Origin of the sequence: Gottfriedia acidiceleris, assembly GCF_002128425.1 — a bacterium.
Taxonomy (GTDB): domain Bacteria; phylum Bacillota; class Bacilli; order Bacillales; family Bacillaceae_G; genus Gottfriedia; species Gottfriedia acidiceleris.
In genome coordinates this window covers 673,371-698,742 of sequence record NZ_NESS01000001.1, presented here as the reverse complement: position 1 = coordinate 698,742, position 25,372 = coordinate 673,371, and the positions used below count along the sequence as shown (strand labels likewise).

The window sequence follows — 25,372 nt, the reverse complement described above, 5'->3', positions numbered from 1 at the left end:
TTTTTTATTTATCAAAACTTTAGAAATAATATTGTAAAAATTTTTAAAAAATACTACTAGAAATTAATAAATGTAAGCGATATAATTAAATTGTGAAACGTCGTTCCATAATGTGGAACAGTGATTACGTAATATAATAATGGAATCCAAAAAATAAGGAGATGTCGATTGTGGAAATTAGATACTCAACACACCCAGACCAAGTTAAAACATTTACTACAGAAGATCTTCGCAAGCACTACCTAATTGAAGAATTATTTGTACCAGGAGAAACTAAGCTTACCTATTCTATGGAAGACCGTACGATTATTGGAGGGATTACTCCAAAAGAAGAAACTATTTCGCTAAAAGGATATGACGAAATCAAGGCAAATTACTTTTTAGAGCGAAGAGAAGTTGGAATATTTAATGTTGGTGGTAATGGTAAAATCACCGTCGATGGCGAGTTATATGTTATGGAAAATAAAGATTGCTTGTACATCGGACTTGGAAAGCAAGAACTTCTGTTTTCAAGTGATTCAGTAGAAAATCCAGCAAAGTATTATTTATATTCAGCGCCAGCACATAAGGAATATCCAACTCAACATGTATCGTTTAAGAGCATTGAAGGAGATCGTTTAGGTAGTCTAGAAAATGCCAATGACCGTGTCATTCGTCGCATGATTCATCTAGAAGGAATTCAAAGTTGTCAGGTTGTTATGGGATTAACGCAATTGAATAAAGGTAGCGTTTGGAATTCAATGCCAACTCATACACATAACCGCCGATCTGAAGTTTATCTTTATATTGATCTAGATGAAAATGCTAGAATGTTTCATTTAATGGGAGAACCGACGGAAACTCGTCATTTAGTCATGAAGAATGAGCAAGCTGTTATTTCTCCACCTTGGTCAATTCATTGTGGAAGTGCAACGAGCAACTACACTTTTATTTGGGCAATGGCAGGAGAAAACAAAACTTATAACGATATGGATGCTGTACCGTTGGAGCAACTAAGATAAGTTGATAGATTAAGAGAATCATAAGACAAACAAAGAGGTGTAGGAAATATGAGTTTACATGATTTTTCACTAGATTATTTTAACTTAGAGGGTAAAACAGCAATTGTAACCGGGGGGAATACCGGTCTTGGTCAAGGGTATGCAGTAGCACTTGCTAAATCAGGTGCAGATTTATTTATCGTGACACATAATAACGACTGGGATGAAACGAGAGAACTGATTGAAGAAACTGGACGTAAGGTGCATTTTTTTCAGGCTGATTTAACTAAAAAAGAGAATATTTTAAGAATCGTAGATGAGTGTGTAAGTGTTTATGGAAAGATTGATATTCTTGTAAATAATGCCGGAACAATCCGTCGCGCTCCACTACTAGAATATCAAGAAGAAGACTGGAATGCAGTGATGGATATTAACTTAAATGCGGTCTACTTCTTAAGTCAAGAGGTTGCTAAGATCATGGTGAAGCAGGAGGAAGGAAAAATCATTAATATTGGGTCAATGCTAAGCTTCCAAGGTGGTAAATTTATCCCACCTTATACTGCTAGTAAGCATGGTGTGGCTGGTCTAACGAAAGCTTTTGCCAATGAATTAGGTATACATAATATTCAAATAAATGCAATTGCCCCTGGATATATCGAGACTGCCAACACTGCACCAATTCGTGCGGATCAACAGCGAAACCAAGAAATTCTTTCGCGTATTCCAGCAGGAAGATGGGCGGATCCTTCCGATTTAATGGGAGTAGTCGTCTTCTTGGCTAGCCGAGCATCTGACTATATGAATGGTCATATTTTGGCCGTTGATGGTGGCTGGTTAGCGCGTTAATCTTTCTTAAATTAAAGGAATGGGGTTAATCCCCATTCTATTTGGAACTAAAACAGCAATGATTAAATCTATCTTTTGTAAACGCTTTATTAATTCTTAATTGAAAGGTTAGGTAGAAATTATGAAAATCATGAAAACGCTGGAAAAGATTCCTGGTGGATTAATGCTCGTCCCATTATTTTTGGGTGCAATTATTCATACACTTGCTCCAAAATCCGGTGAATATTTTGGTTCGTTTACAAACGGCTTGATGACAGGTACCGTTCCAATTTTAGCTGTATGGTTCTTCTGTATGGGTGCTGGTATTAATGTGAAAGCAACGGGGACAGTTTTAAGAAAATCAGGAACACTTGTATTGACTAAAATTCTAGTTGCATGGGGTGTAGCTTTCGTAGCTTCATTTTTCCTTCCAGAGGGCGGTCTACAATCGGGCTTATTTGCAGGATTTTCTGTATTAGCTCTTATAGCTGCAATGGACATGACAAACGGTGGTTTATATGCTTCCATTATGCAGCAATATGGTTCAAAGGAAGAAGCAGGTGCATTTGTTTTAATGTCACTTGAATCTGGTCCATTAGTAACGATGCTTATTTTAGGAAGTACTGGATTAGCAGTATTCCATCCACAAGCATTTATAGGTGCAGTTTTACCGTTTTTAGTTGGTTTTGTGTTAGGTAATTTAGATCCAGATTTACGCGCTTTCTTTAGTAAAGCAACACAAACTATGATTCCATTCTTTGGCTTTGCTTTAGGGAATACGATCGACCTTACTGTAATCGCAAAAACTGGACTTGCAGGCATCCTTCTTGGACTGATCGTCATCATTATTACTGGTATTCCTTTGATGTTCGCTGACAAGTATATTGGAGGAGGTAATGGTACAGCTGGTCTTGCCGCTTCAAGTACTGCTGGTGCGGCAGTTGCAAATCCAATGATTATAGCTGAAATGAAACCTGAATTTCTTCCTGTAGCTCAATCAGCTACATCTCTAGTTGCTGCCTCAGTTATCGTAACATCAATTCTAGTACCAATATTGACAGCTTATTGGTCTAAATATATGGAAAAGAAAAACAATAGGCCAATCGAGCAACAAAAAATAAAAGCATCAATATAATTTTTGGAAAGGGGAGACATTAGAATAGATGACTCTCCTTCTCTTATATGGAGGATTTATATGAGTAGAATACTAACAGTAGGAGAACCAATGGCACTCTTTGTTGCCCAGCGAGAAGGTTCATTGGAAAATGTAGAACAATTTAATCGTTTTGTTGCTGGTGCTGAAGTTAATTTTTCAATCGGTATGTCTAGATTAGGACATGAGGTTACTTATATTACCCAGTTAGGGAATGATCCGTTTGGCAAATCAATCGAAAAATTCCTTCAAGAAAACAGAATTGATACAACATATGTTTCGATTGTTTCTGACTTGTTAACTGGTATGATGTGGAAGCAAAAGGTTATTACTGGTGACCCGGAAGTATTCTCTTCACGTAAGAATTCAGCTGCTTCCCAAATGAGTTTGGATACAATTAAGAATTTAAACTGGGAAGGTTTTCAACATATTCATTTAACTGGAATTCCACCTGCACTGTCTTTGGAATGTAGGGAAATGGTTCATGAGCTAATGAAACAAGCTCGATCTAAAGGTATACAAATTTCATTTGATCCAAATATTCGTCCTGGTCTCTGGCCTGATCAGCAGGAAATGATTCGTGTCATTAACGATCTGGCATGTCGAGCAGATATCGTTTTTCCAGGCATTGAAGAAGGAAAATTATTAACTGGGAAGCAAGATGCTTACGAGATTGCGGAGTACTATCATAGAGCTGGCGTCAAAACAGTCGTAATAAAACTTGGAGCAAAAGGTGCTTTTACGAGTACAAAAGAAGAGACATTCAATACGGAAGGTTTTCCAGTTAAAGAGGTTGTAGATACTGTCGGAGCAGGTGATGGCTTTGCGGTTGGAGTAGTAAGTGGAATTCTTGAAGGACTATCTTTGAAGGAAGCAGTTAGTCGTGGAGCTGCGATTGGAGCATTGGCAGTCATGTCCCCAGGTGATAATGATGGTTTACCTGATCGAGCGGGGTTAGAAAAGTTTATGAAAGAGACACTTTATCGTCTTTAATAGGGTAGTAGAGTATATCTTCCAAACTAGAAAAAGTATTCTCAAGTAAAGAGAATACTTTCTATACATTCAAGAACCCAGTATATCCAAGACTTCTTGAGATGTCATAGCTATATTTTTTCATTGTATCAATTAAAGATTCGTTAATGATTTCCATTGTCACACGGTTCGTAGGGCCAGATATACTGAAGCTTGCAATAATATTTCCTCTTCGGTCATAAATTGGAACTGCAATACATCTTAGAACTTCTTCGTTTTCGGCGTTATCTAGCGCATAACCTTGTTGTTTTACTTTATCAATTTCATTTACAAATTCTTCTTTAGTAGTAAGTGTGTTTGGCGTTTTTCTTACAAAATTAAAACGATTAAGTAGTGTATTAAATTCTTCCTGTGTTTTACCAGAAAGCAATATTTTGCCAACTGCAGTACTATACATTGGAGCACGGCTTCCTATTCTTGAATACATTCGAATAGGTTGTGTACTTTCAATTTTATCAACGTATACAACTTCACCTTGGTCTTCAATACATAAATGAACTGTTTCGTTGATTTCCTCACATAGTTTTTCCAAATGTGGTTTTGCGGTAGCAACAATATTATTGTTATTTAATAGATTTTGTGAAAGGAACAGGATTTGTAAGCCAAGTTTATATTTGTCTGTTTCTTCATCTTTTACGACATAATTCATACTTGATAAAGTGGCCAGTAGTCTATGAACAGTGCTTTTGGTTAGCCCAACCTTTTCTGAAAGTCTGGCAATTTGAATTCCGTCCGGGTATTCAGAAATTTTATTTAAAATAGTAAGTGCACGTTCAATTGATTGAACAGTTGACATGGATATCTACCTCTTCATTATTTTTAAAACGATATACTAAATGATACTTTATATAGAAACTTTTGTAAAATGAATCATTATTCATTTAAGGCGTTAGAAAATTGAGCAATAAATTGAAAAAGAAAGAAGGGAATACAATGAAAAAAGTTGAAATTCTTTCAAGAGTTGTTGAAAGTGGTGTTGTGGCAGTTATAAGAGCTGATTCCAAAGAAGAGGCTATTAAACTTTCTAAAGCATGTATAAAAGGTGGAATTCATGGTATTGAAATTACATTTACATTGCAAGGTGCAGAGGAAGTAATTAAGGAATTGGCATATTTATATAAGGATTCTAATCAAGTCGTCATTGGAGCAGGATCGGTTCTAGACGTCACAACAGCTAGGATTGCTATTATGGCAGGGGCGCAATTTGTAGTAAGTCCAGCGTTTGATGAAGAAACGGCAAAATTATGTAACCTGTATCAAGTACCTTATATGCCAGGCTGTATTACGATTACAGAAATGAAGCATGCATTAGAAGCGGGTGTTGATATTGTGAAATTATTCCCAGGTAATGCGTTTGGTCCTGACTTTGTAAAAGCGGTAAAAGCTCCTCTACCACAAGTAAATATTATGCCTACTGGTGGAGTAGATTTAACGAACATAGAAGAATGGATCCAAAACGGCAGTGTAGCAGTAGGGGTAGGAGGCAATTTAATTGCACCTGCTAAAAACGGTGACTTCGATCAAGTGACAGACAATGCAATTCAATATATGAAAAAGGTACGTGCTGCCAAAAAATCTTTGCAGTTAGTATAAAAAAAATGGGAGGACATTAAGATGCTTACAAATTTAAAAGAAACAGTAACATTACATAATGGGGTAAAAATGCCACGATTAGGCTTAGGAGTTTTCAAGGTTTCAGAAGGAGAAGAAGTTGTTGAATCCGTAAAAGCAGCGATCCGAAACGGTTATATTAGCATTGATACTGCTGCAATTTATAAAAATGAAGAAGGCGTTGGTCAGGCCATTAAAGAATCTGGTATTGCACGTGAAGAACTATTTGTTACAAGTAAAGTTTGGAACTCAGACCAAGGCTATGAAACTACTTTACAAGCTTTCGAAAAAAGTCTGAATTTATTAGGTTTAGATTATTTAGATCTTTATCTTATTCACTGGCCAGGTGTTGACAAATATAAAGATACTTGGAAGGCACTTGAAACATTATATAAAGACGGTCGTGTCCGTGCAATTGGTGTAAGTAACTTCCAAATCAATCATTTACAAAACTTAATGAGTGACTGCGAAATTAAACCAATGGTTAATCAAGTAGAGTTCCACCCGCATTTAACTCAAAAAGAGCTATTAGCTTTCTGTAAAAATGAAGGAATCCAAATGGAAGCATGGTCACCTTTAAAACAAGGGCAGCTACTAGAAGAGCCAGTTTTAACAAAAATTGCTCAAAAATATAGTAAATCCGTTGCACAAGTCATCTTAAGATGGGACTTACAACATGATGTAGTCACAATACCAAAATCAATCAAAGAACACCGTATCGTCGAAAACGCAAATATTTTTGACTTTGAATTAACTCAAGAAGATATGGAAAACATTGATGCATTAAACCAAAATAGTCGAGCAGGTTCACATCCTGATACGATGAGAGTTGGGTTTTAAGATAGTAATTTTAGGGGAGTCTCATTAGAGATTTCCCTGTTTTATTTTTAGGCAAAAACTCGCAACCAATAATTGGCTCTTTTTATCTATATGGAAGAATAGTACTGCATAAAATACCCTACTATTGAAGGAATTAAAGTTTTTTTCAAAATGGTACAATCATTTTTATAACAACACTGTATGACAGTTTGAATAAGTTTTTTAATTATCTTTTTTAGAGGTAAACTATGAAAATTAAATTATTTTATTTTACTCCATTTTTATTAACTGTGGTAATAGCTATTTGCTACGGCATACCTGAAACTCTATCATTTGTTTATGGGTGGTTATTCACCTCAATATTTATTTTTGAACTTCGAATTTTGGTTTTTTGTTTACCCTATGGTCTTTATTTTTTAATGATAGGTAAATACTTTAATAAAACAGTGGCGTCATCTTTCCAAGCTGTTTTAATAACAATATCCTTGTTAGGGCTTTTTTCAATAGTTTCGCTTAATATTTACGAGCCAATCGAAAATATAGTTTATTTTACAAAGGAAACAAAAAGAGAATTAACGAAGCGATCGTTAACTTTATTCGAAGAAAGAATGAAAACAAAAGGAAAAGTTGAAGGAATTTATCAAACTAGTAAAATGAATGGCTGGGATGATGTTGAAGTTAATGGCCTTGTAGAAGGTAGGGGACTAGAAATCGATATAATGCCAATTAAAAAAGAAGATAAACGCAGTTTAGATTTTTATTATCTATTTAAAGAAGGTAAATGGTCACTAGAAAGAACAGAAGCACAAATAAACTGATTTAGAAAATATAAAGCCTGTATCATTGATTACTGGGTAATCGTGAATACAGGCTTTTTTTTACTAAATCTAAAAATATTTAACTTCATTGGTATACGAAATGAAAATGTGAATATTTTCTTATGAGGAGGTAGTGTAATGAAAAAGAAAGAACTTCCAACGATTAAGAAAATTATTGAGAAGAATAGGGAAGAGCGAGAGAGAAAGTTGAAATTGTCAAAACAGAAAACAAACGAATTTTTAAAAAAAATCAAAGAATATTAAAAATAGGAGCCGCATTTTTGGCTCCTATTTATTTCCTATACTATTTAATTTTTCCATAAATCTTGCAGTTTTATTTCTACTTTGTGCTAATCGATCGTTACGTTGTTTTCGAACTTCGCCAATAACACTTTCAAGTGAATTATCTTTTGCTACAATAGTTCGATCACCGATAGTTACTGTTACAGCACCCGTTGAACTATTTGCATAAGCTCGAACTTTACTATATCTTTTTCTATTTCTATCATTAAATCTTCTAGATTCTTCTTTTAACATATAATTCACCTCTCTTATATTATTTTGAAGTAACCAATGGTTTTTCACTAATAATCTTAGAGTGCGACTTTAGGATTCTATGAATATCTGCTGTTTGTAATATCTCACTTTGTCCTAAAAGTATACTATTTTCTAAGAATTCTTGCAATGTAACTTCATCTTGAAGATTCACGAAAAATGTAATGATCCAATACTCATTTTTACTTTCAATATAAATCTTATATGAGTATGATTCATCTGTTTGCAAAATAAGTTCATCATTTTGAAAATAACATTTTACATAGGGTTCATTCACCATATCCGAGTCTTTACCGTTAAATTCTTCTTTAAATGACCGTCTAGGATATTCTTTATGTAGTAGACTAAAATGTTCATCTTTCACTTTATATACACAAAATGGAGATTCCATTATATAGAGATGTTGGTATTCAAGTGTCCCATTAGCGATAAATTCTATATTTTCATCTAAATGAATGAGAATCTTATTAAGGAACAGTATGTTTTGCTCATACGAATCTATTGTATAGTTCATATCATCAACTATATCTTGTAATCTATTGACCTCCTCTACCGTCATATCTTTTATTTCACGGATGGCACGTTCACCACTGTTCCGTAACATGAAATTATTTAATGATTCAATTGAGAAGGTTGTACCTAAAAAAGGTTGTACAATTGCGTATTCATTCGGTCTGAAAACTCTGTAGGCATCAATATGGAATAAATCTTCATTCTTCCAATTTGGCATCTGAAGAAAGGTGTATAAAACTGTTACAAAGTACCAAGCTATCAATCCATACATAAAGAGTTGTAAAAATGAATGTTGATGATAAAAATCATAGCCCCATTTAAACCATGATTCTGGGATAGGGAAAAACTTGGTAATCGTTGCAACAAGACCTGATATCCCAACGCCAACTTGTAATTTTGATACTTTCATACCATATTGCCCGATTGTTATTAGTGATACTAACTGTTTAAATGGATATATAAAGAATAAAGGTATCCACATTCGCTCAAATCCATTTTTCTTTTTCACCGTTTTATAATTAGAATTAGCAGCGGAAATAAGAGGGTCCAATACCTTTTGGAGTTCTACCACACTTTCATCAAAATTGCTCTCCATGATTTTCTCCTTTATATTATTTTAGAATCGGTAAGGTTGTAGGAAATCTTTACCACCTCTATTTAAAGTATAGCATGAACTTATTTCCAATTTTACTAGATTCTACTTGGACACATAAAGTTCACTTAATTCATAAAGCAGTACATTATTGCGAATAAACTAAACTAAAATAAAAAGCCTGTACCATTGATTACTTTGTAATCGTAGGTACAAGTTTTTCTATTAAATCATTGTGGTTGAATATGTGGTTGTTCTTTTAAGTGATCCGTCAGATCATCTACAACAAATGCGAATTCATCGTAAGATACACATTCTAATGGGAATTCTAGTGCAACTTTGTTTTGTTTGTTGTATATGGCAACAACTTTAGAACGTCGGTCAAGCAGTCTTGTTTTCATGTTAGACTTTTGAATTGTTATTTTTTTTATGTCTTCTAGTCTAATCTGAGAGTGAGCATCTTTTTCGGTATATCGGACAACATTGCCAACAATTTCGATTTTGTTTTTTAATAGTTTGGTTTTATAGATTTGATATGAAACGATTAAAACGGCAAGTAAAGATGTTAAAGTGATATATACTGAGTCCATTGTGGAGAATGCTTGATATCCTCTAAAAGCTAGGAGGACGTACCAAGCGTAGAACCATTTACTTAATTTTGGTTTACCTTCGTAGTATATAGTCGAAGCATCTTCTTCTTTTTCATTCGCTCTTTTGTCCATAAATAGTTGTACATGCTTCGATTGATTTTTATTGAACTGTCCATCTTCTAAATAAGTACCATCCCACATATGAACAGAGTCGTCTTCTTCCTCGAGAGCATAAGCACCTACCCATGCTGGAATGACTTGATCATCATGTGAAACGGAAGCTAAATAATAACGGATTGGTTGGTTATATGAATTTTCAATATCAAGTTGTTTAATTAACTCGATTGTTTCAGGTACAAAATCATGTTCTTGCACGATATATAGAAACAAGTGACTTTTAGCAAAGTATTCTTGTTTTTTCCTCTTTAATAGGGAATAAATGCTCCTTACGAATTCTGAGTATTTCCCAATAAATATATTCTGTGGATTCTATATTTGTTGCACAGGCCAACAGTTGTTCTTCAGGTATGTCAATGTCTCGTTGAAGAGCGGCAATCATTGCGTTAGTTCGAATAAACGGGTCAGTAAATGTCATTGCTTCCTTTATAAAAGGTGTCATCTCATCATTAAAGTAATACTCCATTAAAGATAGATAAATCGACATGATTGAACGGATTTGTAAATAGGTTTCTTTCCATGAGCCATACACAAACTTAATATCATAATCATTTTGATAAGGAAGAAATTCATCTACTTGCTTTTGATAATCGACTAATAACAATGGAGCGATGTATTTTGGTTCTAGATAACCTTTATCTAACAGTATGATAACGTCGATAAAAAGTAGTTTTATATTCTTCTACTTCAAATAATTGAGTATGTTTATCTAATAGTTTAATAATGATGCCAGGGTTGTCGTATAGAACATCTAATGGTAAAACAACTTGCTTGTTTTGAATATCTTGTTCGATTAATTCCAAGATTGCTAGTTCATGCTCTTCTCCGTCAAAAGAGGTTATGTATCTGAATACTTCTTCTTTAGCATACTTACTATATTCAGGGTAATATTTTATTAAAGCCTCTGTTAATTCAGGTATTTCGAAATGAGAGATGAATTTGATTAGATGGTAACTAGGTTCATCCCATACTTTAAATGATGTTGGATATGGATAAGCGGCTTCTTTTGCTAACCATTCTAAAGTTAATAAATTAAATTGTAGGTCATCTACTATACTCCTCCGATGTTTAGTTATAAGTTTTAGATTTCTAACAATATTTTAATTTTATTGGAAATACCTATAGATAGACACTGTTAAATAGTAGTAAGTAGGAGATTATTAATAGTATAGTTGAGATTACGGTTGTCTAATTGGACAATCTTTTTTTTTTCGAGCCTACAATAACTACTTCTTCACCAACCTCCTATTTTGTAAATATTTTTTTACACATTTAATACCTTTTTTTACAAATATTTTGAATTTTTACACAAAAATTAACGTTTTAAAGTTGGCACGGAAATTGCTTTATTAAAGTATAGAAAAACAAAAAGGGGGGCGGACATTGGAAATTATCAATTTTGTCCAATCGAATTGGTCAGAAATTCTCCAGATGACTTTTGAGCATATTCAATTAGTTGGATTGGCAGTGGGGATTGCCATTTTGACTGGGGTGCCATTTGGAATCTATATTTCACAGCGGGAAACATTGGCTGAAATTGTTTTGGCCATAGCAGGGATTATCATGACGATTCCGAGTATTGCCTTATTTGGAATTATGATCCCGATTTTCTCATTGATTAACCAAGGAATCGGGTTTTTACCAGCCATTGTTGCTTTGGTTTTGTATTCTCAATTGCCAATTATTCGAAATACGTATATTGCGATTAAGAATGTTGACCCGAATGTAAGGGATGCAGCGATTGGTGTAGGGATGACGACTTTCCAACGTTTAATGAAAGTTGAGCTACCTCTTGCCTTTCCGGTGATTATGGCAGGTGTTCGAATGGCGATTGTGATGACAATCGGTATTGGAGCAATTGCAGCTTACATTGGAGCTGGAGGTTTAGGTGGATATATTTCACGTGGTATTTCAACAAGTTATGCTGTTATGATTCAAGTAGGAGCAATCGCCGTTTCAATTTTAGCAATTGCAATGGATTTAATCATAGGAAAACTTCAGCAAAAGTTTACAAGTAAAAGTGTTAGGCCATAAGCACTAGTAATAAATGAGATATACGAAATGAGAAGGAAGGTGGAGTTTAATGATAGAATTCAAGAATGTCACGAAGGTTTATGAAAGCGGTAACAAGAATGTGACAGCTGTTAACGAAATCAATTTCCATGTTGAAGAAGGAGAAATTTGTGTATTCCTTGGACCTTCAGGATGTGGAAAGACGACTTTACTACGAATGGTGAACAGATTAATTCCAATTACTAGCGGAAAGATTGAAGTGAATGGGAAAGATGTTCATTCAATGGATATGATTAAACTTCGCAGATCGATCGGGTACGTGATCCAACATAATGGATTATTTCCAAATATGACGATTGAAGAAAATATTAACGTTGTCCCGAAAATGCTCGGTTGGGATCAGGGCAAAATGAAGAAAAGATATAGTGAACTGATGGATATGATGGGATTAGATGCGGGGCAATTTCAAAAGCGTTATCCATATGAATTATCAGGTGGCCAGCAGCAACGAATCGGAATTGCGCGTGCCCTAGCTGCAGATCCGCCTGTTATGTTAATGGATGAACCGTTTGGAGCACTTGATCCAGTTATTCGAGACCACTTACAAAATGAGTTTCTGAAAATCCAAAAAGAAATGAAGAAAACGATTCTTTTTGTTAGTCATGATATTGATGAGGCAATTAAATTAGCTGATAAAATTGCAATTTTTAATACAGGAAAACTGATGCAGTTTGGAACACCTGATGAAATCTTATCTAATCCAAAAAATAGCTTTGTTAGTGACTTTGTCGGTGAAGAACGATCACTAAAACGATTAACGTTATTAAAAGTAAGAGATCTAGTTTTATTAATGGATGGTTTTAAAAAGAACATTTCGAATCATGAATGGCATGGACAAGTAATCTCAGTAAATGAGAATTTGAAAACAGCTCTAGCTATTCTTTTAGCAGCTCCGAACGGAGAAGCATGTGTTGTCGATGAAAACAACAGATATATGGGAATTCTACGAGTCTCTGACTTTAGCTTTTTAACTGAAATTCATCCGAAAGATTTTTCAATTGTAAGGTAAGGAGGGTGGTTTTTTGACTAGTAAAAAGACAGAAAAACTAGTGAAAATTGGTTTAGGTGTCATTGCACTGGCTATTCTAGTTTTTGCTTATACTATGGGCACATTTAAATTCATTATTGATAATCCAGATGATCTGATCAATTTAACCATCGAGCATTTAAAACTAGTCGGCATTTCGGCAGTGCTTTCGATTGGAACTGCAGTGCCACTAGGGATTCTAGTTACTCGACCTAAATTTAAAAAGTATGATTGGATTGTTTTGAACTTTGCCAATATCGGTCAAACGGTACCAAGCTTAGCGATCCTTGCACTTGTGATGAGTTACTTTGGATTAGGTTGGCAAACTGCGATTTTTGCGCTTTGGTTTAATTCATTACTTCCTATATTACGTAATACGGTAGCGGGCATTGAAAATGTGAATCCGCAAATTATCGATGCTGGACGAGGAATGGGAATGAGCTCGAAACAACTCTTTTTTAAATTGGAACTTCCAAATGCGATGTATGCCATCATGGCAGGAGTCCGAACATCAGTCGTGATCAATGTTGGTACTGCAGCATTAGCCTTCCTAATTGGAGGCGGAGGTTTAGGCGATTTAATTTTTACAGGAATCTCGCTTTACGATACTGGCATCATCCTATCTGGAGCTGTTCCTGTTATCTTACTTGCTATTATTCTTGATTTTATACTTGGAAGACTTGAAAAAGTCATCATTCCACGAGGCCTTCGACGAACAAATGAAGCAGCTTAGTGACATTTAAAGGAGGAATTAGGATGAAAAAATTCGGCACAATGTTAGTTTCAGCTATGCTGTTATTCTCTTTAACGGCTTGTAATAGTTCAAAAACAAGCAATGAAGGAGGTGGATCTGACAAAGGTAAAATTACAGTTGGTGGCAAGGATTTTACAGAGCAACAAGTTCTTTCTAAAATTACATCGATTTACTTAAAAGAAAATGGCTATGAAGTTGAAGAAGCAAGCAACATGGGTAGTACCGTTGTTCGCTCAGCATTAGAAAATGGTCAAATCGATACGTACTGGGAATACACAGGTACAGGTTTAGTCGTTTACCAAAAACAAAAAGTCGAAACTGACTCCGATAAAGCGTATGAAAAAGTAAAAGCAAATGATGAGAAAAAAGGAATCGAATGGTTGGATAAAGCGAACTTTAACAACACTTATGCGATTTTAATGAAGCAAGATACAGCTGATAAATTAGGAATCAAAACAATCTCTGATTTAGCTGATTTAGTAAAAAGTAATCCAAAAAAGCTAAAGTTTGCATCTAATGCAGAATTTTACGCTCGTGAAGATGGCGTAAAAGGTCTTCAAAAGAAATACGACTTTAAATTCCCTGCTAAAAACGTAGTAAAAATGGATTCTGGTTTACTTTACAATGCATTAAAAGATGGTCAAGTAGACGTTTCAGTAGGTTTTGCGACAGATGGACGAATCAAAGGCTTTAAACTGATAAGTCTTGAAGACGATAAGCAATTCTTCCCAGCTTATAATGGTGTACCTGTTGTAAGTGAAAAGGTTGCTAAAAAATATCCGGAAGTTCCTAAGCTATTAAATAAGCTTGCTGGTTTACTTGATAATGAAACAATGATGGCACTGAATTACTCTGTTGACGTAGAGCACAAAGACGTTACAGAAGTAAGTCGAGATTGGTTGGATAAAGAAGGGTTAACGAAAAAATAAAGGTTAACCGATGAGGATGTGATTCGTTGCTAATTACTTCTGAGAATTTGGTGGATTTTATCATGAAGGAATCGTATTCTATGGTTCCTACGAAAACCAAGATGGCATTAAAAGAAGCATTGGCAGATAGTATTGCATGTACAATTGCTGGAACTACAACACAAGTCTTTGAAATGGTCAAAAGATTTTCCGAAACTCAGTATGGAAAAGGCAGTTGCTCCATCTTCATGAGCCATTTGAAATTAAGTGTAACTGGAGCAGCTCTAGTCAATGCAACAGCTGCAAATGCACTAGACATGGACGATGGCCATCGCCTAACAAAAGGACATCCCGGTGCGATCGTTTTTCCAGCAGTGTTTGCAGCTGCAGAAGAATACAATCGTTCGGGTGAAGAATTTATGTCTTCTCTTTTGGTTGCCTATGAAGTAGCGATTAGAGCTGGAATTCTTGTCCATCAGCTTCGTCCAGAATACCATTGTACCGGATCGTGGGGAGCGGTTGGTGCAGCAGTTGGGGTAAGTAGAGTAATTGGTTTAAATGCAGATGAGATGAAACATGCTCTCGGTATAGCTGAATATCAATCTACTTACTCACCGATGATGCGCTGTATTGAAACGCCCTCCATGTTGAAGGATGCGATTGGCTGGGGAAGTATGACGGGAACTGGTGCAGCTTACTTGGCAAAAGAAGGATTTACTGGAATTCCATCTCTGTTTGAAATGAAAGAAGCGATTCCATTTTTATCTGACAGTGGCTCAAACTATAAAATAGAAGAACTGTATTTTAAACCTTATGCTTGCTGTAGATGGGCACAACCAGGGATCGAAGCTATGAAGGAAATAGTAGAAAAGTATGATGTAAGCATAGACAAGATTCATAAAATAAACGTTTTTACCTTTACAGAGTCAGCTAGATTAAATAGAAGCATGCCAAAGAATACAGAAGAAGCACAATATAATTTAACCTTTCCAATTGCTGCGTATCTATATTCGGGTGAAGTTGGACCAAATCAAGTAATGAATGAATTAGAAAATCCAGAGATTGCTAGATTGATGGAGAAGATTGAGGTTTATGTAAATGACGAGCTAAATAATGAATTTCCTAAAAAGGCACTTAGTCATGTTGAAATTGTAGATACTGAAGGAAATCATTATTTTTCTGGGATTCATCAAGCAAGAGGTGACTATGATCAACCATTAACTGCTGATGAAAAAAAGCAAAAGTTTACTAGTCTTGTAGCCCCTATTTTAGGAAATAAACAATGTGAAGAATTGTATCAATGTATTCAAACAATCGAAAATCTAAAAAGCATTCGCGAATTAAGCGAACGAATAAAAATCGGAGGGATTTAATAATGAAAGAACGTCAAATTAGTTTTTATAGTGAAGGGTTTAAATTAGATGGAACGATTTACTTACCAGATGATTACCAACCAGGAGAAAAGAGACCGGCGATCATTCCTAACTCTGGATACAATGGCTTTAACGAATTCTATCCACGATTATTTGCTCGTAACATGACTGAAGCTGGGTATGTTTGCCTTGGATTTGACTACCGTGGATTCGCAAAAAGTGAAGGAACTCCAGGACGAGTTATTTTAGATGAGCAAGTACAGGATATTAAAAATGCGATTACATTCTTATCAATCCAAGAAGAAGTTGATCCTGAAAACATTGGATTAATTGGATGGGGTATGGGTGCTTCTAACGTTGTACGTGTTGCAGCATCAGATGATCGAGTTAAGTCGGTTGCTGCTTTAAATGGTTTCTTTAATGGTGAAAGATGGTTAAAATCAATTCATTCTTATGTTGAGTGGGTGGATATTAAGAAGACAGTTGAAGCGGATCGTGTTCTTCGTGTAACGACTGGAAGTTCGAAATATGAGGATCCATTTATTCATTATCCATTGGATGAGGCGACTAATGATTATGTTCAGAAAGAGCTTGCTATTTTATCACCGTTTGGTAAGTTGACTCAGTTGCAGTTTACGGACTCGATTATTAATATGAATGCGGAGAAGATTGCGCAGGATATTGAGTGTCCATTGTTTGTGGCGCATGGTAAGGATAATCTTTTGCATCCAGTTGATGAGTCGGTTCAGTTTTTTGAGGCGGCAGCGGAGCCTAAAGAGCTGTATATTATTGATGGTAAGCATAATGATTTTATGTATCATGAGCATCCGGTGTTCCAGGAATTGGTTGGGGAGCTTAAGGGATTTTTTGGGAAGAATTTGAGTTATACTAAATTGGAGACAGTAAGATAATAGTTTAATAGAAGGACTATTTAAAAGGACGCATTTTGCGTCCTTTTGTTAATTTAAAAATAACTGCAATGCCTCTTTGTTTTTTTCATCATCTAGTTCTAATACTTCACCGGCTTTTTCATATCTTTTTGGTGTAAATGCACCATCTACAGGAATTCGAAATGTTTCTACATCTTTATCCTTACCTTTAACTATGTAATCAGACGCTATTTTTAATATGTCTATTGTAGACATGTTGGTTTGAATATAAGGTTGGACAATACCCAATGTTTTAGGTAAACTTGCAATTCCTTTAAAAGTAAGTACTTGGGACTTAATAGCTTCCATTACTTTTTGTTGTCTAACAACACGATCGAAATCACCTCTAGCATCATGTCTGAATCTTGCATAACCTAAGAGTTCTTTTCCATTTAATTGTTGAACCCCGGGTTGAAGACTAACTCCGATATGACTTTTCATTGGTTTTTCTACATTAATTGTTACTCCTTTTGGGGCAATTTCATCAATCATTTCTTCAAAACCTTTGAAATCAATTATTGCATAATATTCAATTTCGATTCCAAAATTTTGTTGAATTGTTTGTCGTAGAAGTTCAACCCCTCCAAAAGAATAAGCTGCGTTAATCTTATGTTTTCCATATCCCGGAATCGGAACATAACTATCCCTCATAATCGAAACTAACTTTGTTTCGTGTTTTTTATTGTATTGTAAGATCATAATTGAATCAGTTCGAGAGCTTTCTCCTTTTTTGCGAGCATCTTCTCCTAATAATAGGATGTTAGTTTTATTAGTTATTTTTTTAGAATTAAATTTTATTGTTTGTTTATTAGTGTTTTCTTCACCTAATTGAATTCCTTTATAATATTGATAGAATCCATAACATAGTGTACCTGATAGTAGAATTACTAGGATTAAAATTGCCTTTAATAGTAGACTTTTCTTGTTTTTCTTAAGGTTTCTATTCATAGTTCTCCGTTTCCTTACAGTTCCTTTCATTAAAGTTTAGTAAAAAATCGATCACCCCTTAATGTAATATTTTTTAATGTTTTTAATTATAGTAATCACGGGAATGAATTCAGTAGAATTTTTGTGAATGTTTTAGTAAAACGTTTCAAATTTTTACTTTTAGAAATACCTTGTGAAGATTAAATAGTTTTCAATAATAATATCAGAATAATACATGTTAATAGAAATCATATTAGTTAAATTTTCATAGAGTTTTCTAATTGTGTATATTACTAAACGAAGAAATGGAAGCTATTTATAAACCTTTATTGCTAAAAGGTTTAATGGAAGAGGGCTAATATTTTTAATTATAAATTTCCTAAAAAACAAAGGCTCGTCTAGTGATAGAAGAACCTACAGAGTCAAAACTATTGAGTCGATTAAATTTTATAATGGGTGAATCTACAGTACCAACAAGTATTGGTATGTTTATTGGTGAATAGATATTAGTTTACTTTTTTCTTTTTTTGATAAAAAGAAAAGTAAACTGCAATAGATAAAATACCACCATAAATAGTCCAAATTGTTATAGCACTTTGCCACTCTCTTTGCATTAGAAAATAGGTACTTAGTATAACTACTATAAGAAAACTAATTATTACTGCTGATTTAAACATAATCCAGCTCCTTAAAGTATTTTCTTTAAGCTTATCATATTTCAAAAGGTATATTATGGGAATAATCGAACACTATGTGAAGTTAACGGAAAAATTGAATGCCATTATATAGACGTTACTTTAATTCTTCTAAAAAGGAGTTTCTTGAATGACGAAGATACCAGATAATGGAGGAATAGTTATTTTTCTATTTCATTTAGTCATGAAGTAACTTTTTATTGTGAAAATATTCACAAATATGACAAGGAGTTTTAGTATTTTACCTTACTAGATGCTAAGATAATTACGTAAACGTTTACTAAAAATACTAGGAGATAATTAAGTTCGAAACATGAATAACAGAGAAATATTATTTATTTTTTTACCAACCTTTTTACTAGTTTTATTATTAACAGGACCATTAATGTTCAATAAGAAAAGTAAATCATGCCCAACTAATGAAGTTATAAGTAAACCTATTTCAAACACATTTCTTTCTATTAATGGATCATATCAACTTAGCCGATTCACTAGGAAATAATTAAGCTTAAAGATGAATAACGGAAAAATATTATTATTATTTACCTTTCATTTACTAGTTTTATTTACAGGTCAATTAATGTTCAATAAGAAAAGTAAATCATACCTAACTAAGACTGAAACAATTTAAAATAGCGGAGGTTAGCATCAAATTATTCAATGCTGACCTCCGCTATTCACTTACTAATAAATATTGATACACATACAAATAATAGAAAACTTAAAATAATATATTGATAATTTCGTTTAGTTTTAGGCATTATTATAAAAATAATTATGTAACTTAATAAAAATAAACATGATACAACTACATTCACGATACTTTCTATCATAAAACGTCCATTTAACATAATAAATAAAGACTGCATCCCCGATGAAATAGATAGTATTCTATATAAAGGAAAAGCTTTCTCATCCTTTAGAAAAACATTCTCATCCATATTCTTCAATTACTCCTTTTTTAGTTTTCTCTTTTATTATAACTTAGATTATCTATTTAATTTGTTTCAATAATGAGAAAAAAATACGGAATTTGAATCATTAATTATTGATAAACTTAACCTGAAATTTATCAAGTAACTACGTCAAAATGGTTATAAATAATAAGGTTAAACTATTTTATATTTTATAAATACTGTATAAAAGTCCAATAATTACACTTAAATATAAGGATAGAGTAATATAGAACAGTTTAATTCATCAAAATTAATCATTAAACGAGATTAGTATTAATGATAAAAGATAAAATACGATAGATGATGCGATTGCAATTTATTAGAGAACCCTATCAAATCGATTACCTCTTTATGAAATATATAATGTCTTTAATTATAGTAATCTTGGGAATGAATTCAGTGGAATTTTTATGAATATTTTAGTAAAACGTTACAAATTTTTACTTTTAAAAGTACCTTTGTGAAGATTAAATTGTTTTTCAAAAAAATATAGGAATAATGCATGTTAATAGAAACATAGTTGTTAAATTTTATGGGGTTTCAATGGGATTAAAGGCAACTGTAGAAAAAAGTGTGAAATTGTTCACAAAAATGACACTGGAATTTAGTAAAATTTACCTTTTAAAATGTTAAGATGATTTCGTAAACGTTTACTAAAATCTAGAAGATAATATCTATGTAAAAACATTAATAACAGAAAAATATTATTTGTGGAGGTGATTATGTTAAATAATCACAAAGAATAGTTATCTTCCATTAATACGTTAATGTGAGTTTTAAAAAATAGCATATATGTGATAGTTATCACAATTTATAGTTAGGAGGAGAACATTATGAAAAAAATATTTAAATTTGCTTTGGTTATCGCTTTTTCGTACTTGTTAGTATTAGTTACAGTACCAAATTCAGGTTTTGCAGAAGAAAAACAGGAAGTTGCTACAGTATCAAAGTTAGATCCTACAACAGAAGAGCAGCTTCAAGATTTTGAAAACAACAAAGTTATTATACGAGATAACGATGATACTTCACTTAACCCATTGACACGCGCGACTACTGGAAAAAGAACTGTAATGTACAAACGTGGTGGTACCTTTGCGTGGTCAAAAGATTATATTAACTTTACATTTAATGGGAGTAAAGTTACTTCAAGTAGCGGATGGCAAGAGGTAGGATGGGTATTTCCAAACCTAGTTAAAGCTAAAGGAATGAAAGTATATTATAAGTCTGCTAGTGTACATGAATGGAAGGGGAAAAAAACTATCAGTATTGGGTCAGTTTCTCCATGGGGAGATGTAAGTTTATTTAGTAAAGATGTTACTGATTACTATGCTGTCTATAAAGATGGTAAAGATAAGTGGAATTAAGTCATTCTAGAGACGGCTTAAGCTAATTAAGTCGTTTTTTTTTAAGGATGTGAAAGGATGTTGAAAGTTAAAAGTTTAACAAAGAGATATGGGAAAAAGGTAATTTTAAAAGATGTTAATCTAAATATCATAGCTCCAGGTATATATTATTTGGTTGGAGAAAACGGTTCAGGAAAAACAACATTCTTTAAGTGTTTACTTGGATTAGAAAAATTTTACGGTGAAATATATTTTGGTGATCCTAAAACACTTTTCTGTTTATATGATGATCTTCCTTTGTATCAAAATTTAACTGGTTACGAGAACGTTGTACTATTTACGGAGAAGAGATTTTTAAAAAAGAAGATATTAGATGTGGCATCCGAATTATTTGGAAATACTGAACAATTTTACCATACGAAAGTAAAGAACTATTCACTAGGTCAAAAAAAGTTAGTAGGACTATTACTAATTAAACTTTTAAGCCCAAATTATTTAATTTTAGATGAAGTGACAAATGGACTAGATTTAAAAAACAAGAAATTACTAAAATCTTTATTATTAGATTTTAAAAAGACCTCTATAGTAATTTTAAGTGGCCATGAGATACATTTTTATAAGGAAATTGCTGATAATTATTTTTTATTAGAAAATCAACAAATTATTTTGATAGATTCGGAGAGGATAGATGACTAATTTTATAAAGGAAATAAGTTTAGAATATTATTACCAATATAAAGCAAAATACTTTATCATCCTAGTTTTAGCGCTACTTCTTTTATCCGCATTTGTTGTAAATTCTCAATTTTTGCTTACTAAAAGTACTCTTCAAAATTATAAACATATAGAAGAGGTTTATCGGCGAGACAATATAGATATAAAGGACGCATTGAATGATAAGTTAAATTTAAAGAGACCGGATTCAAATACAGAAGTGGTTGATAATTATTTAAAATACGAACATCTCAATTATCAATATTCTTTAAAAGCTTTAAAACCAATAAACTCAATCAACCAACTATTTTCTTCAATATCTTTGATCATTTTACCAATTATTTTTTCCATGTACTCAATTTGTGTAGCACATTGCGATATAAAATATAAAACCTTGAAAGTTTTACTGATCAACAAGTCAATTGTTAAATACCATATCAATAAAATGGTCTCTATCTTAGGGGTCATCATACTATCTACTTTAGGTATATCTATTGTTCATAGTATAAATCAATGGATAGTATTTAGGTTCTTTATGAGAATAGATCCTTCAGTTCCAAATATAGATGATTCTATTTTTTCCTTTTCATTTGCCGATAAAATTCCGACCCAAATTATATTTATATTAATAATAAATATATTTTTTTCTATATTATTCTATTTTGCTTCTGTTCTCACACGCAGTAAAATTTTACCTTCTTCTATTCTGTTTATATATATGTTTTTAGTTCCTAATATGGGGAAATTTGATATTAAAAACATCATTCTTTATTCAGTACCCAAAATTTTTGATACAAAAGCTACGTTATTTTCTACACATTCAGGAAATGAATTTCCGATGTACTATATTTTTATTTGGGTTACTATATTAATATTTTTCTCTCTTTTTGTAGTTTATATTTCAGACAAGAGGTCTAAGTATTATTAAAATTGAACTGAATAAATCTTAGAAACTAAAGGTGTTGAGAGGATGAAAAAATTAATCTTTTGGGGCAACTAATATTGAAATTGCAGAAAAGAAATTATCATTAATGACTCGACTTCATCTATCTAAGCAAAAGTAATCATTTCAGCTTTATTTACTGACTATCCTTGGAATATTTTCTTGGACGAACCATTTGAGCATTTAGAAATGGCTACATGCGAACTGGTTTGGACAGAATTTTCAAGGTCGAATCTTTTGTGTTTATAAATTAAGTAGCATATCTCACATTGAGAGGTTAGTAATATGAATTCAAAATCAATGTTTTTTATGAATTTTTCTTTATTATTCGCGATTATATTTCTATTATTTATAGAAATTAAGGATTTTTATAATATTCAGTGGTCACAATCAAATATAATAATAGCTGTATTTGCTATAATTATTGTCATGCTAATATGTATTCATTTTATTAAAATTTTGTTTAACTTTATTTTAGACAGATTTACATCATTTAATTTTGATGATAATACAAATCAAGAAAAAGTTTTATTTACGATCTTCTTAGTTAATCAAATTTTATTTTTAATAACATATCTTCTAATAGAATATAATAGTCAATTTTTCTTTACCGTACAAGATTATAGATATATTATACCTATTATTTTTTCATTATTATTTTCTGTTCTTTTGGGTTTAAAAATTAAAGACATAATAAATTTCAATGTCGGGATAATCTCGGCAAATATTTTTCTTTTGATTTTCCAGAAACTTTTCCTATTTGTAATCAAATCCTTTTAATTGAATCATTAATATGGTTGGAAATATGTCAAAAGAGGATAAAGTTCCATCAATAGTTGATCGAGTAAAATGATTTGTAGATTTTAGATTTAAATTAAATAATAGGAGTTGAGAGGATGAAAAAATTAAACTTTCATGGAGCAACTAATATTGAAATTAAAGAAAAGAAATTATCATTAATGACTAGACTTCATATAAAAAACTTACTTACACATCAAGGAGAATTATTTATTAACGATGATGGAATTGAATTTAAAGGTTGGAAAACTATTAATTGGCAAGACATCATTGATTTGAGATTGGAAAATGATAAAGTTGTTAGTTCAAAATTATTCACAACTCAATCAAGACTTTTCTTCTTACAATCAGCGAAACCGATAAAGTTGAGATTAATAAATAATGAGGTTATATACTTTTATGTAAATTGGAATTTTGCCACAGGATTAAGTGATAACAATTTCATTTTGAATTTAATTAAAGAGAAAAATTTATTAAGTTTGTAAATATATCTCAAATTAATAGACTTGTGTAAAGTCCTACTATCTTGATTAGTAGGACTTTATTTTTTTCATTTCATTCCTTTCATTTAAAAAAGTACATTTTAATCATGTGCTTTTTACAATATTAGTTACACTAAAATAAACATTGAAAGATTTATAACGATTATTAACAAAAACATAAATATTACAATATATCTAATAGATATTTTAGAACATATATTTAAAAATGTTGGTTTACCACTAATTGGAAGTCCGTTTTAGAATTATTCCATGAATATGTCCTAAATTTCTGTAGCCTACATCATTAGCTAAGTATCAATATTATTGTATTTATTATTAGTACAGTTGCTAGAAATCCAAATAAAAATTTTATATAGGTAAATTTTAATGTATAATTTTTAATATCTCTTAGAATTAATATAAATATTATAATATTAAGCAATAAGACAATTATAGCAGGGGCATTTTCCATTTATTCGGTCACCTCTATTGTTTTTTAGTCCAATAAACTAGAGCCCATGTCACTTGTATGTAAATGCTCGATTATTTCCAGCTTTTCGAAGATCAACATCTAATGCTAGATTAGTAAAATATGCCCCAGTTAAACCATAAAAAATTGCAGTACTACCTGCACTTTAAAATGCAGCAATCGCACCGTAAATTTTTGTCTTTCATTAATTATTTCGGAGAGATATAAGTGTGGAATAGTATTTTATGTGAACAATCAGTGAAATTAAAAAGATATTATCAACAGTTTCGGGAATTTGTTAGCTGATTATTGTATTTTAAGAACCGAAAATTATTCCTTGGTTTTTTAATTTGTTAGATACTCATACTGCTTTTAAGAATTTTATGAAAAAACGATTGAGTCTGTAAAGGTGGCTTTTTTTGTTTCTATGAGTATTGGTATACATGGGTGAAAGAATTTAAAATGATATTTTCCAAATTCTGTAACAAATAATAACTTTAATAACTTAAATTAATGATAATCTATAAAAGTAGAGGTTGATAGTCTATAAATGAAATACTGAGAGATGAAAGAGAACTAATGGACTAAGTGAAAGTGGAGTGGAAAAATGAAAAAGCTTTTTGTTTCAATTATTCTAGTTGCAATTGTATTAGCTATTGGAATTTTTTATAAACACCATCTAACAGATATAAAAGAAGATACCAAATTGAAAAAAAAAATAGCATCAATAATTATTTCTAAAGATACAATTGATTTTAAAAATGATATTCAAGGATTAAATTGGGATCAGCTTTATTTAATTACTCCCTATGCTGACTTAAAAGAAGAAATTAGAAGAATGCATTTAAAAACAAATGTTAAAATTGAATCGAATATTAATTATGATGATACAATTAATCTAATGGTTTTTATTAAAGATAAAGAAATTGTTTCTTATGTTAATTTCCCTAGAAAAAAAGGTGATTTTAATTTAGTAAAAAGTAAAATGTTTGAAGCTAATAATTCAAAATTTAAGATTATTAAAAAGCAGAATAATATCGTTTTAGTTCAACAAAAAAAGTAGCCTACAAAGCTACTTTTTTATTTAAGACCTATATTTTTTAGAAACTCCGATATCGCGACTTTAGAATTATTATATATGTCCAAACTGTTGTCAAGAGCATTATTAGGGTAAACTTATTTTGGAGCAAACAGTGAAATTTGTTTCTTAAATTAATTTTCTATTAATGAATTTTGATGTCATAGAAATTTCACAAATACTTTAATAGATTCCTACTTAATTTATTTACTTACTAAATGTAAGTTAAAAAATTTGG

The 25,372-nt window shown here is 32.1% G+C and carries 27 protein-coding genes; 19 read left to right on the top strand and 8 right to left on the bottom strand.

Annotated elements, in window-relative coordinates:
- The first annotated feature begins 170 nt into the window (after nt 1-170).
- The 4 genes from kduI (at nt 171) to B6K90_RS03690 (ending at nt 3,951) form a co-directional block, all read left to right on the top strand.
- On the top strand, nt 171-1,001 hold the full coding sequence (kduI, locus tag B6K90_RS03705; protein WP_088011325.1) for a 5-dehydro-4-deoxy-D-glucuronate isomerase: 831 nt from the start codon (nt 171-173) through the stop codon (nt 999-1,001).
- Nucleotides 1,002-1,049: 48 nt separating this feature from the next.
- Complete coding sequence (gene kduD / locus B6K90_RS03700; protein ID WP_088011323.1) at nt 1,050-1,826, top strand: 2-dehydro-3-deoxy-D-gluconate 5-dehydrogenase KduD; 777 nt, start codon at nt 1,050-1,052, stop codon at nt 1,824-1,826.
- A 121-nt stretch (nt 1,827-1,947) separates the two neighbouring features.
- The gene (gene kdgT, locus B6K90_RS03695; RefSeq protein ID WP_088011321.1) at nt 1,948-2,940 is read left to right on the top strand and encodes a 2-keto-3-deoxygluconate transporter; all 993 of its coding nucleotides are present in this window, start codon (nt 1,948-1,950) and stop codon (nt 2,938-2,940) included.
- Nucleotides 2,941-3,000: 60 nt separating this feature from the next.
- Entirely contained in the window at nt 3,001-3,951 is a 951-nt protein-coding gene (locus B6K90_RS03690) for a sugar kinase (RefSeq protein WP_088011319.1), read from the top strand.
- A gap of 61 nt (nt 3,952-4,012) precedes the next feature.
- Here the strand turns inward: B6K90_RS03690 and B6K90_RS03685 are convergent, their stop codons facing one another.
- The gene (locus tag B6K90_RS03685; RefSeq protein WP_088011317.1) at nt 4,013-4,786 is read right to left on the bottom strand and encodes an IclR family transcriptional regulator; all 774 of its coding nucleotides are present in this window, start codon (nt 4,784-4,786) and stop codon (nt 4,013-4,015) included.
- Nucleotides 4,787-4,923: 137 nt separating this feature from the next.
- Between B6K90_RS03685 and B6K90_RS03680 the strand changes: the two genes are divergently transcribed.
- The 4 genes from B6K90_RS03680 to B6K90_RS24320 all read left to right on the top strand — a co-directional run bounded on the left by B6K90_RS03680 (nt 4,924) and on the right by B6K90_RS24320 (nt 7,502).
- Complete coding sequence (locus B6K90_RS03680; protein WP_088011315.1) at nt 4,924-5,583, top strand: bifunctional 4-hydroxy-2-oxoglutarate aldolase/2-dehydro-3-deoxy-phosphogluconate aldolase; 660 nt, start codon at nt 4,924-4,926, stop codon at nt 5,581-5,583.
- A gap of 21 nt (nt 5,584-5,604) precedes the next feature.
- The gene (locus B6K90_RS03675) at nt 5,605-6,441 is read left to right on the top strand and encodes an aldo/keto reductase (RefSeq protein WP_088011313.1); all 837 of its coding nucleotides are present in this window, start codon (nt 5,605-5,607) and stop codon (nt 6,439-6,441) included.
- A 227-nt stretch (nt 6,442-6,668) separates the two neighbouring features.
- Nucleotides 6,669-7,238 carry a hypothetical protein gene (locus tag B6K90_RS03670; protein WP_088011311.1) on the top strand — a complete coding sequence of 190 codons (570 nt, stop codon included), beginning with the start codon at nt 6,669-6,671 and terminating at the stop codon, nt 7,236-7,238.
- A gap of 138 nt (nt 7,239-7,376) precedes the next feature.
- On the top strand, nt 7,377-7,502 hold the full coding sequence (locus tag B6K90_RS24320; RefSeq protein WP_268875889.1) for a hypothetical protein: 126 nt from the start codon (nt 7,377-7,379) through the stop codon (nt 7,500-7,502).
- A 24-nt stretch (nt 7,503-7,526) separates the two neighbouring features.
- Here B6K90_RS24320 and B6K90_RS03665 read toward each other — a convergent pair whose 3' ends face one another.
- From B6K90_RS03665 to B6K90_RS23560, 5 genes are all read right to left on the bottom strand, one after another.
- The gene (locus B6K90_RS03665) at nt 7,527-7,775 is read right to left on the bottom strand and encodes a hypothetical protein (protein WP_088011307.1); all 249 of its coding nucleotides are present in this window, start codon (nt 7,773-7,775) and stop codon (nt 7,527-7,529) included.
- Nucleotides 7,776-7,794: 19 nt separating this feature from the next.
- On the bottom strand, nt 7,795-8,901 hold the full coding sequence (locus B6K90_RS03660) for a hypothetical protein (protein WP_088011305.1): 1,107 nt from the start codon (nt 8,899-8,901) through the stop codon (nt 7,795-7,797).
- Nucleotides 8,902-9,128: 227 nt separating this feature from the next.
- Nucleotides 9,129-9,863 carry a hypothetical protein gene (locus B6K90_RS03655; protein WP_167555263.1) on the bottom strand — a complete coding sequence of 245 codons (735 nt, stop codon included), beginning with the start codon at nt 9,861-9,863 and terminating at the stop codon, nt 9,129-9,131.
- 22 nt (nt 9,864-9,885) lie between these two features.
- Nucleotides 9,886-10,269, bottom strand: coding sequence for a hypothetical protein (locus tag B6K90_RS03650; protein WP_088011301.1), 384 nt, complete (start codon nt 10,267-10,269; stop codon nt 9,886-9,888).
- 31 nt (nt 10,270-10,300) lie between these two features.
- Nucleotides 10,301-10,468, bottom strand: coding sequence for a hypothetical protein (locus B6K90_RS23560; RefSeq protein ID WP_167555262.1), 168 nt, complete (start codon nt 10,466-10,468; stop codon nt 10,301-10,303).
- A gap of 580 nt (nt 10,469-11,048) precedes the next feature.
- Between B6K90_RS23560 and B6K90_RS03645 the strand changes: the two genes are divergently transcribed.
- The 6 genes from B6K90_RS03645 to B6K90_RS03620 are packed head-to-tail and all read left to right on the top strand — an operon-like array spanning nt 11,049 to nt 16,711.
- Nucleotides 11,049-11,699, top strand: coding sequence for an ABC transporter permease (locus B6K90_RS03645; protein ID WP_088011299.1), 651 nt, complete (start codon nt 11,049-11,051; stop codon nt 11,697-11,699).
- Nucleotides 11,700-11,748: 49 nt separating this feature from the next.
- Nucleotides 11,749-12,747: an ABC transporter ATP-binding protein gene (locus tag B6K90_RS03640; RefSeq protein ID WP_088011297.1), complete on the top strand. Its 999-nt coding sequence runs from the start codon at nt 11,749-11,751 to the stop codon at nt 12,745-12,747.
- A 13-nt stretch (nt 12,748-12,760) separates the two neighbouring features.
- Complete coding sequence (locus B6K90_RS03635) at nt 12,761-13,498, top strand: ABC transporter permease (protein WP_088011295.1); 738 nt, start codon at nt 12,761-12,763, stop codon at nt 13,496-13,498.
- Nucleotides 13,499-13,521: 23 nt separating this feature from the next.
- Nucleotides 13,522-14,448 carry an ABC transporter substrate-binding protein gene (locus tag B6K90_RS03630; protein WP_088011292.1) on the top strand — a complete coding sequence of 309 codons (927 nt, stop codon included), beginning with the start codon at nt 13,522-13,524 and terminating at the stop codon, nt 14,446-14,448.
- Between the two features lie 50 nt (nt 14,449-14,498).
- Entirely contained in the window at nt 14,499-15,800 is a 1,302-nt protein-coding gene (locus B6K90_RS03625) for an MmgE/PrpD family protein (RefSeq protein WP_268875892.1), read from the top strand.
- A gap of 2 nt (nt 15,801-15,802) precedes the next feature.
- Nucleotides 15,803-16,711: an alpha/beta hydrolase gene (locus B6K90_RS03620; protein WP_088011287.1), complete on the top strand. Its 909-nt coding sequence runs from the start codon at nt 15,803-15,805 to the stop codon at nt 16,709-16,711.
- 48 nt (nt 16,712-16,759) lie between these two features.
- On the opposite strand, the gene B6K90_RS03615 is transcribed toward B6K90_RS03620, so the two are convergent.
- Nucleotides 16,760-17,677, bottom strand: coding sequence for an LCP family protein (locus tag B6K90_RS03615; RefSeq protein WP_088011285.1), 918 nt, complete (start codon nt 17,675-17,677; stop codon nt 16,760-16,762).
- A gap of 485 nt (nt 17,678-18,162) precedes the next feature.
- Entirely contained in the window at nt 18,163-18,333 is a 171-nt protein-coding gene (locus B6K90_RS23555; protein ID WP_167555261.1) for a hypothetical protein, read from the bottom strand.
- Between the two features lie 1,807 nt (nt 18,334-20,140).
- Here B6K90_RS23555 and B6K90_RS03605 point away from each other — a divergent pair.
- From B6K90_RS03605 to B6K90_RS03580, 5 genes are all read left to right on the top strand, one after another.
- Nucleotides 20,141-20,671, top strand: coding sequence for a hypothetical protein (locus tag B6K90_RS03605; RefSeq protein ID WP_088011281.1), 531 nt, complete (start codon nt 20,141-20,143; stop codon nt 20,669-20,671).
- A gap of 57 nt (nt 20,672-20,728) precedes the next feature.
- Nucleotides 20,729-21,346, top strand: a complete 618-nt coding sequence (locus B6K90_RS03600; RefSeq protein ID WP_088011279.1) for an ATP-binding cassette domain-containing protein — start codon at nt 20,729-20,731, stop codon at nt 21,344-21,346.
- The gene (locus B6K90_RS03595; protein ID WP_088011277.1) at nt 21,339-22,292 is read left to right on the top strand and encodes a hypothetical protein; all 954 of its coding nucleotides are present in this window, start codon (nt 21,339-21,341) and stop codon (nt 22,290-22,292) included. The genes B6K90_RS03600 and B6K90_RS03595 overlap by 8 nt, the downstream gene beginning before the upstream one ends.
- 911 nt (nt 22,293-23,203) lie before the next feature.
- On the top strand, nt 23,204-23,590 hold the full coding sequence (locus B6K90_RS03585) for a hypothetical protein (RefSeq protein ID WP_088011273.1): 387 nt from the start codon (nt 23,204-23,206) through the stop codon (nt 23,588-23,590).
- A 1,073-nt stretch (nt 23,591-24,663) separates the two neighbouring features.
- Entirely contained in the window at nt 24,664-25,119 is a 456-nt protein-coding gene (locus tag B6K90_RS03580; protein WP_088011271.1) for a hypothetical protein, read from the top strand.
- The last annotated feature ends 253 nt before the right edge of the window (nt 25,120-25,372 follow it).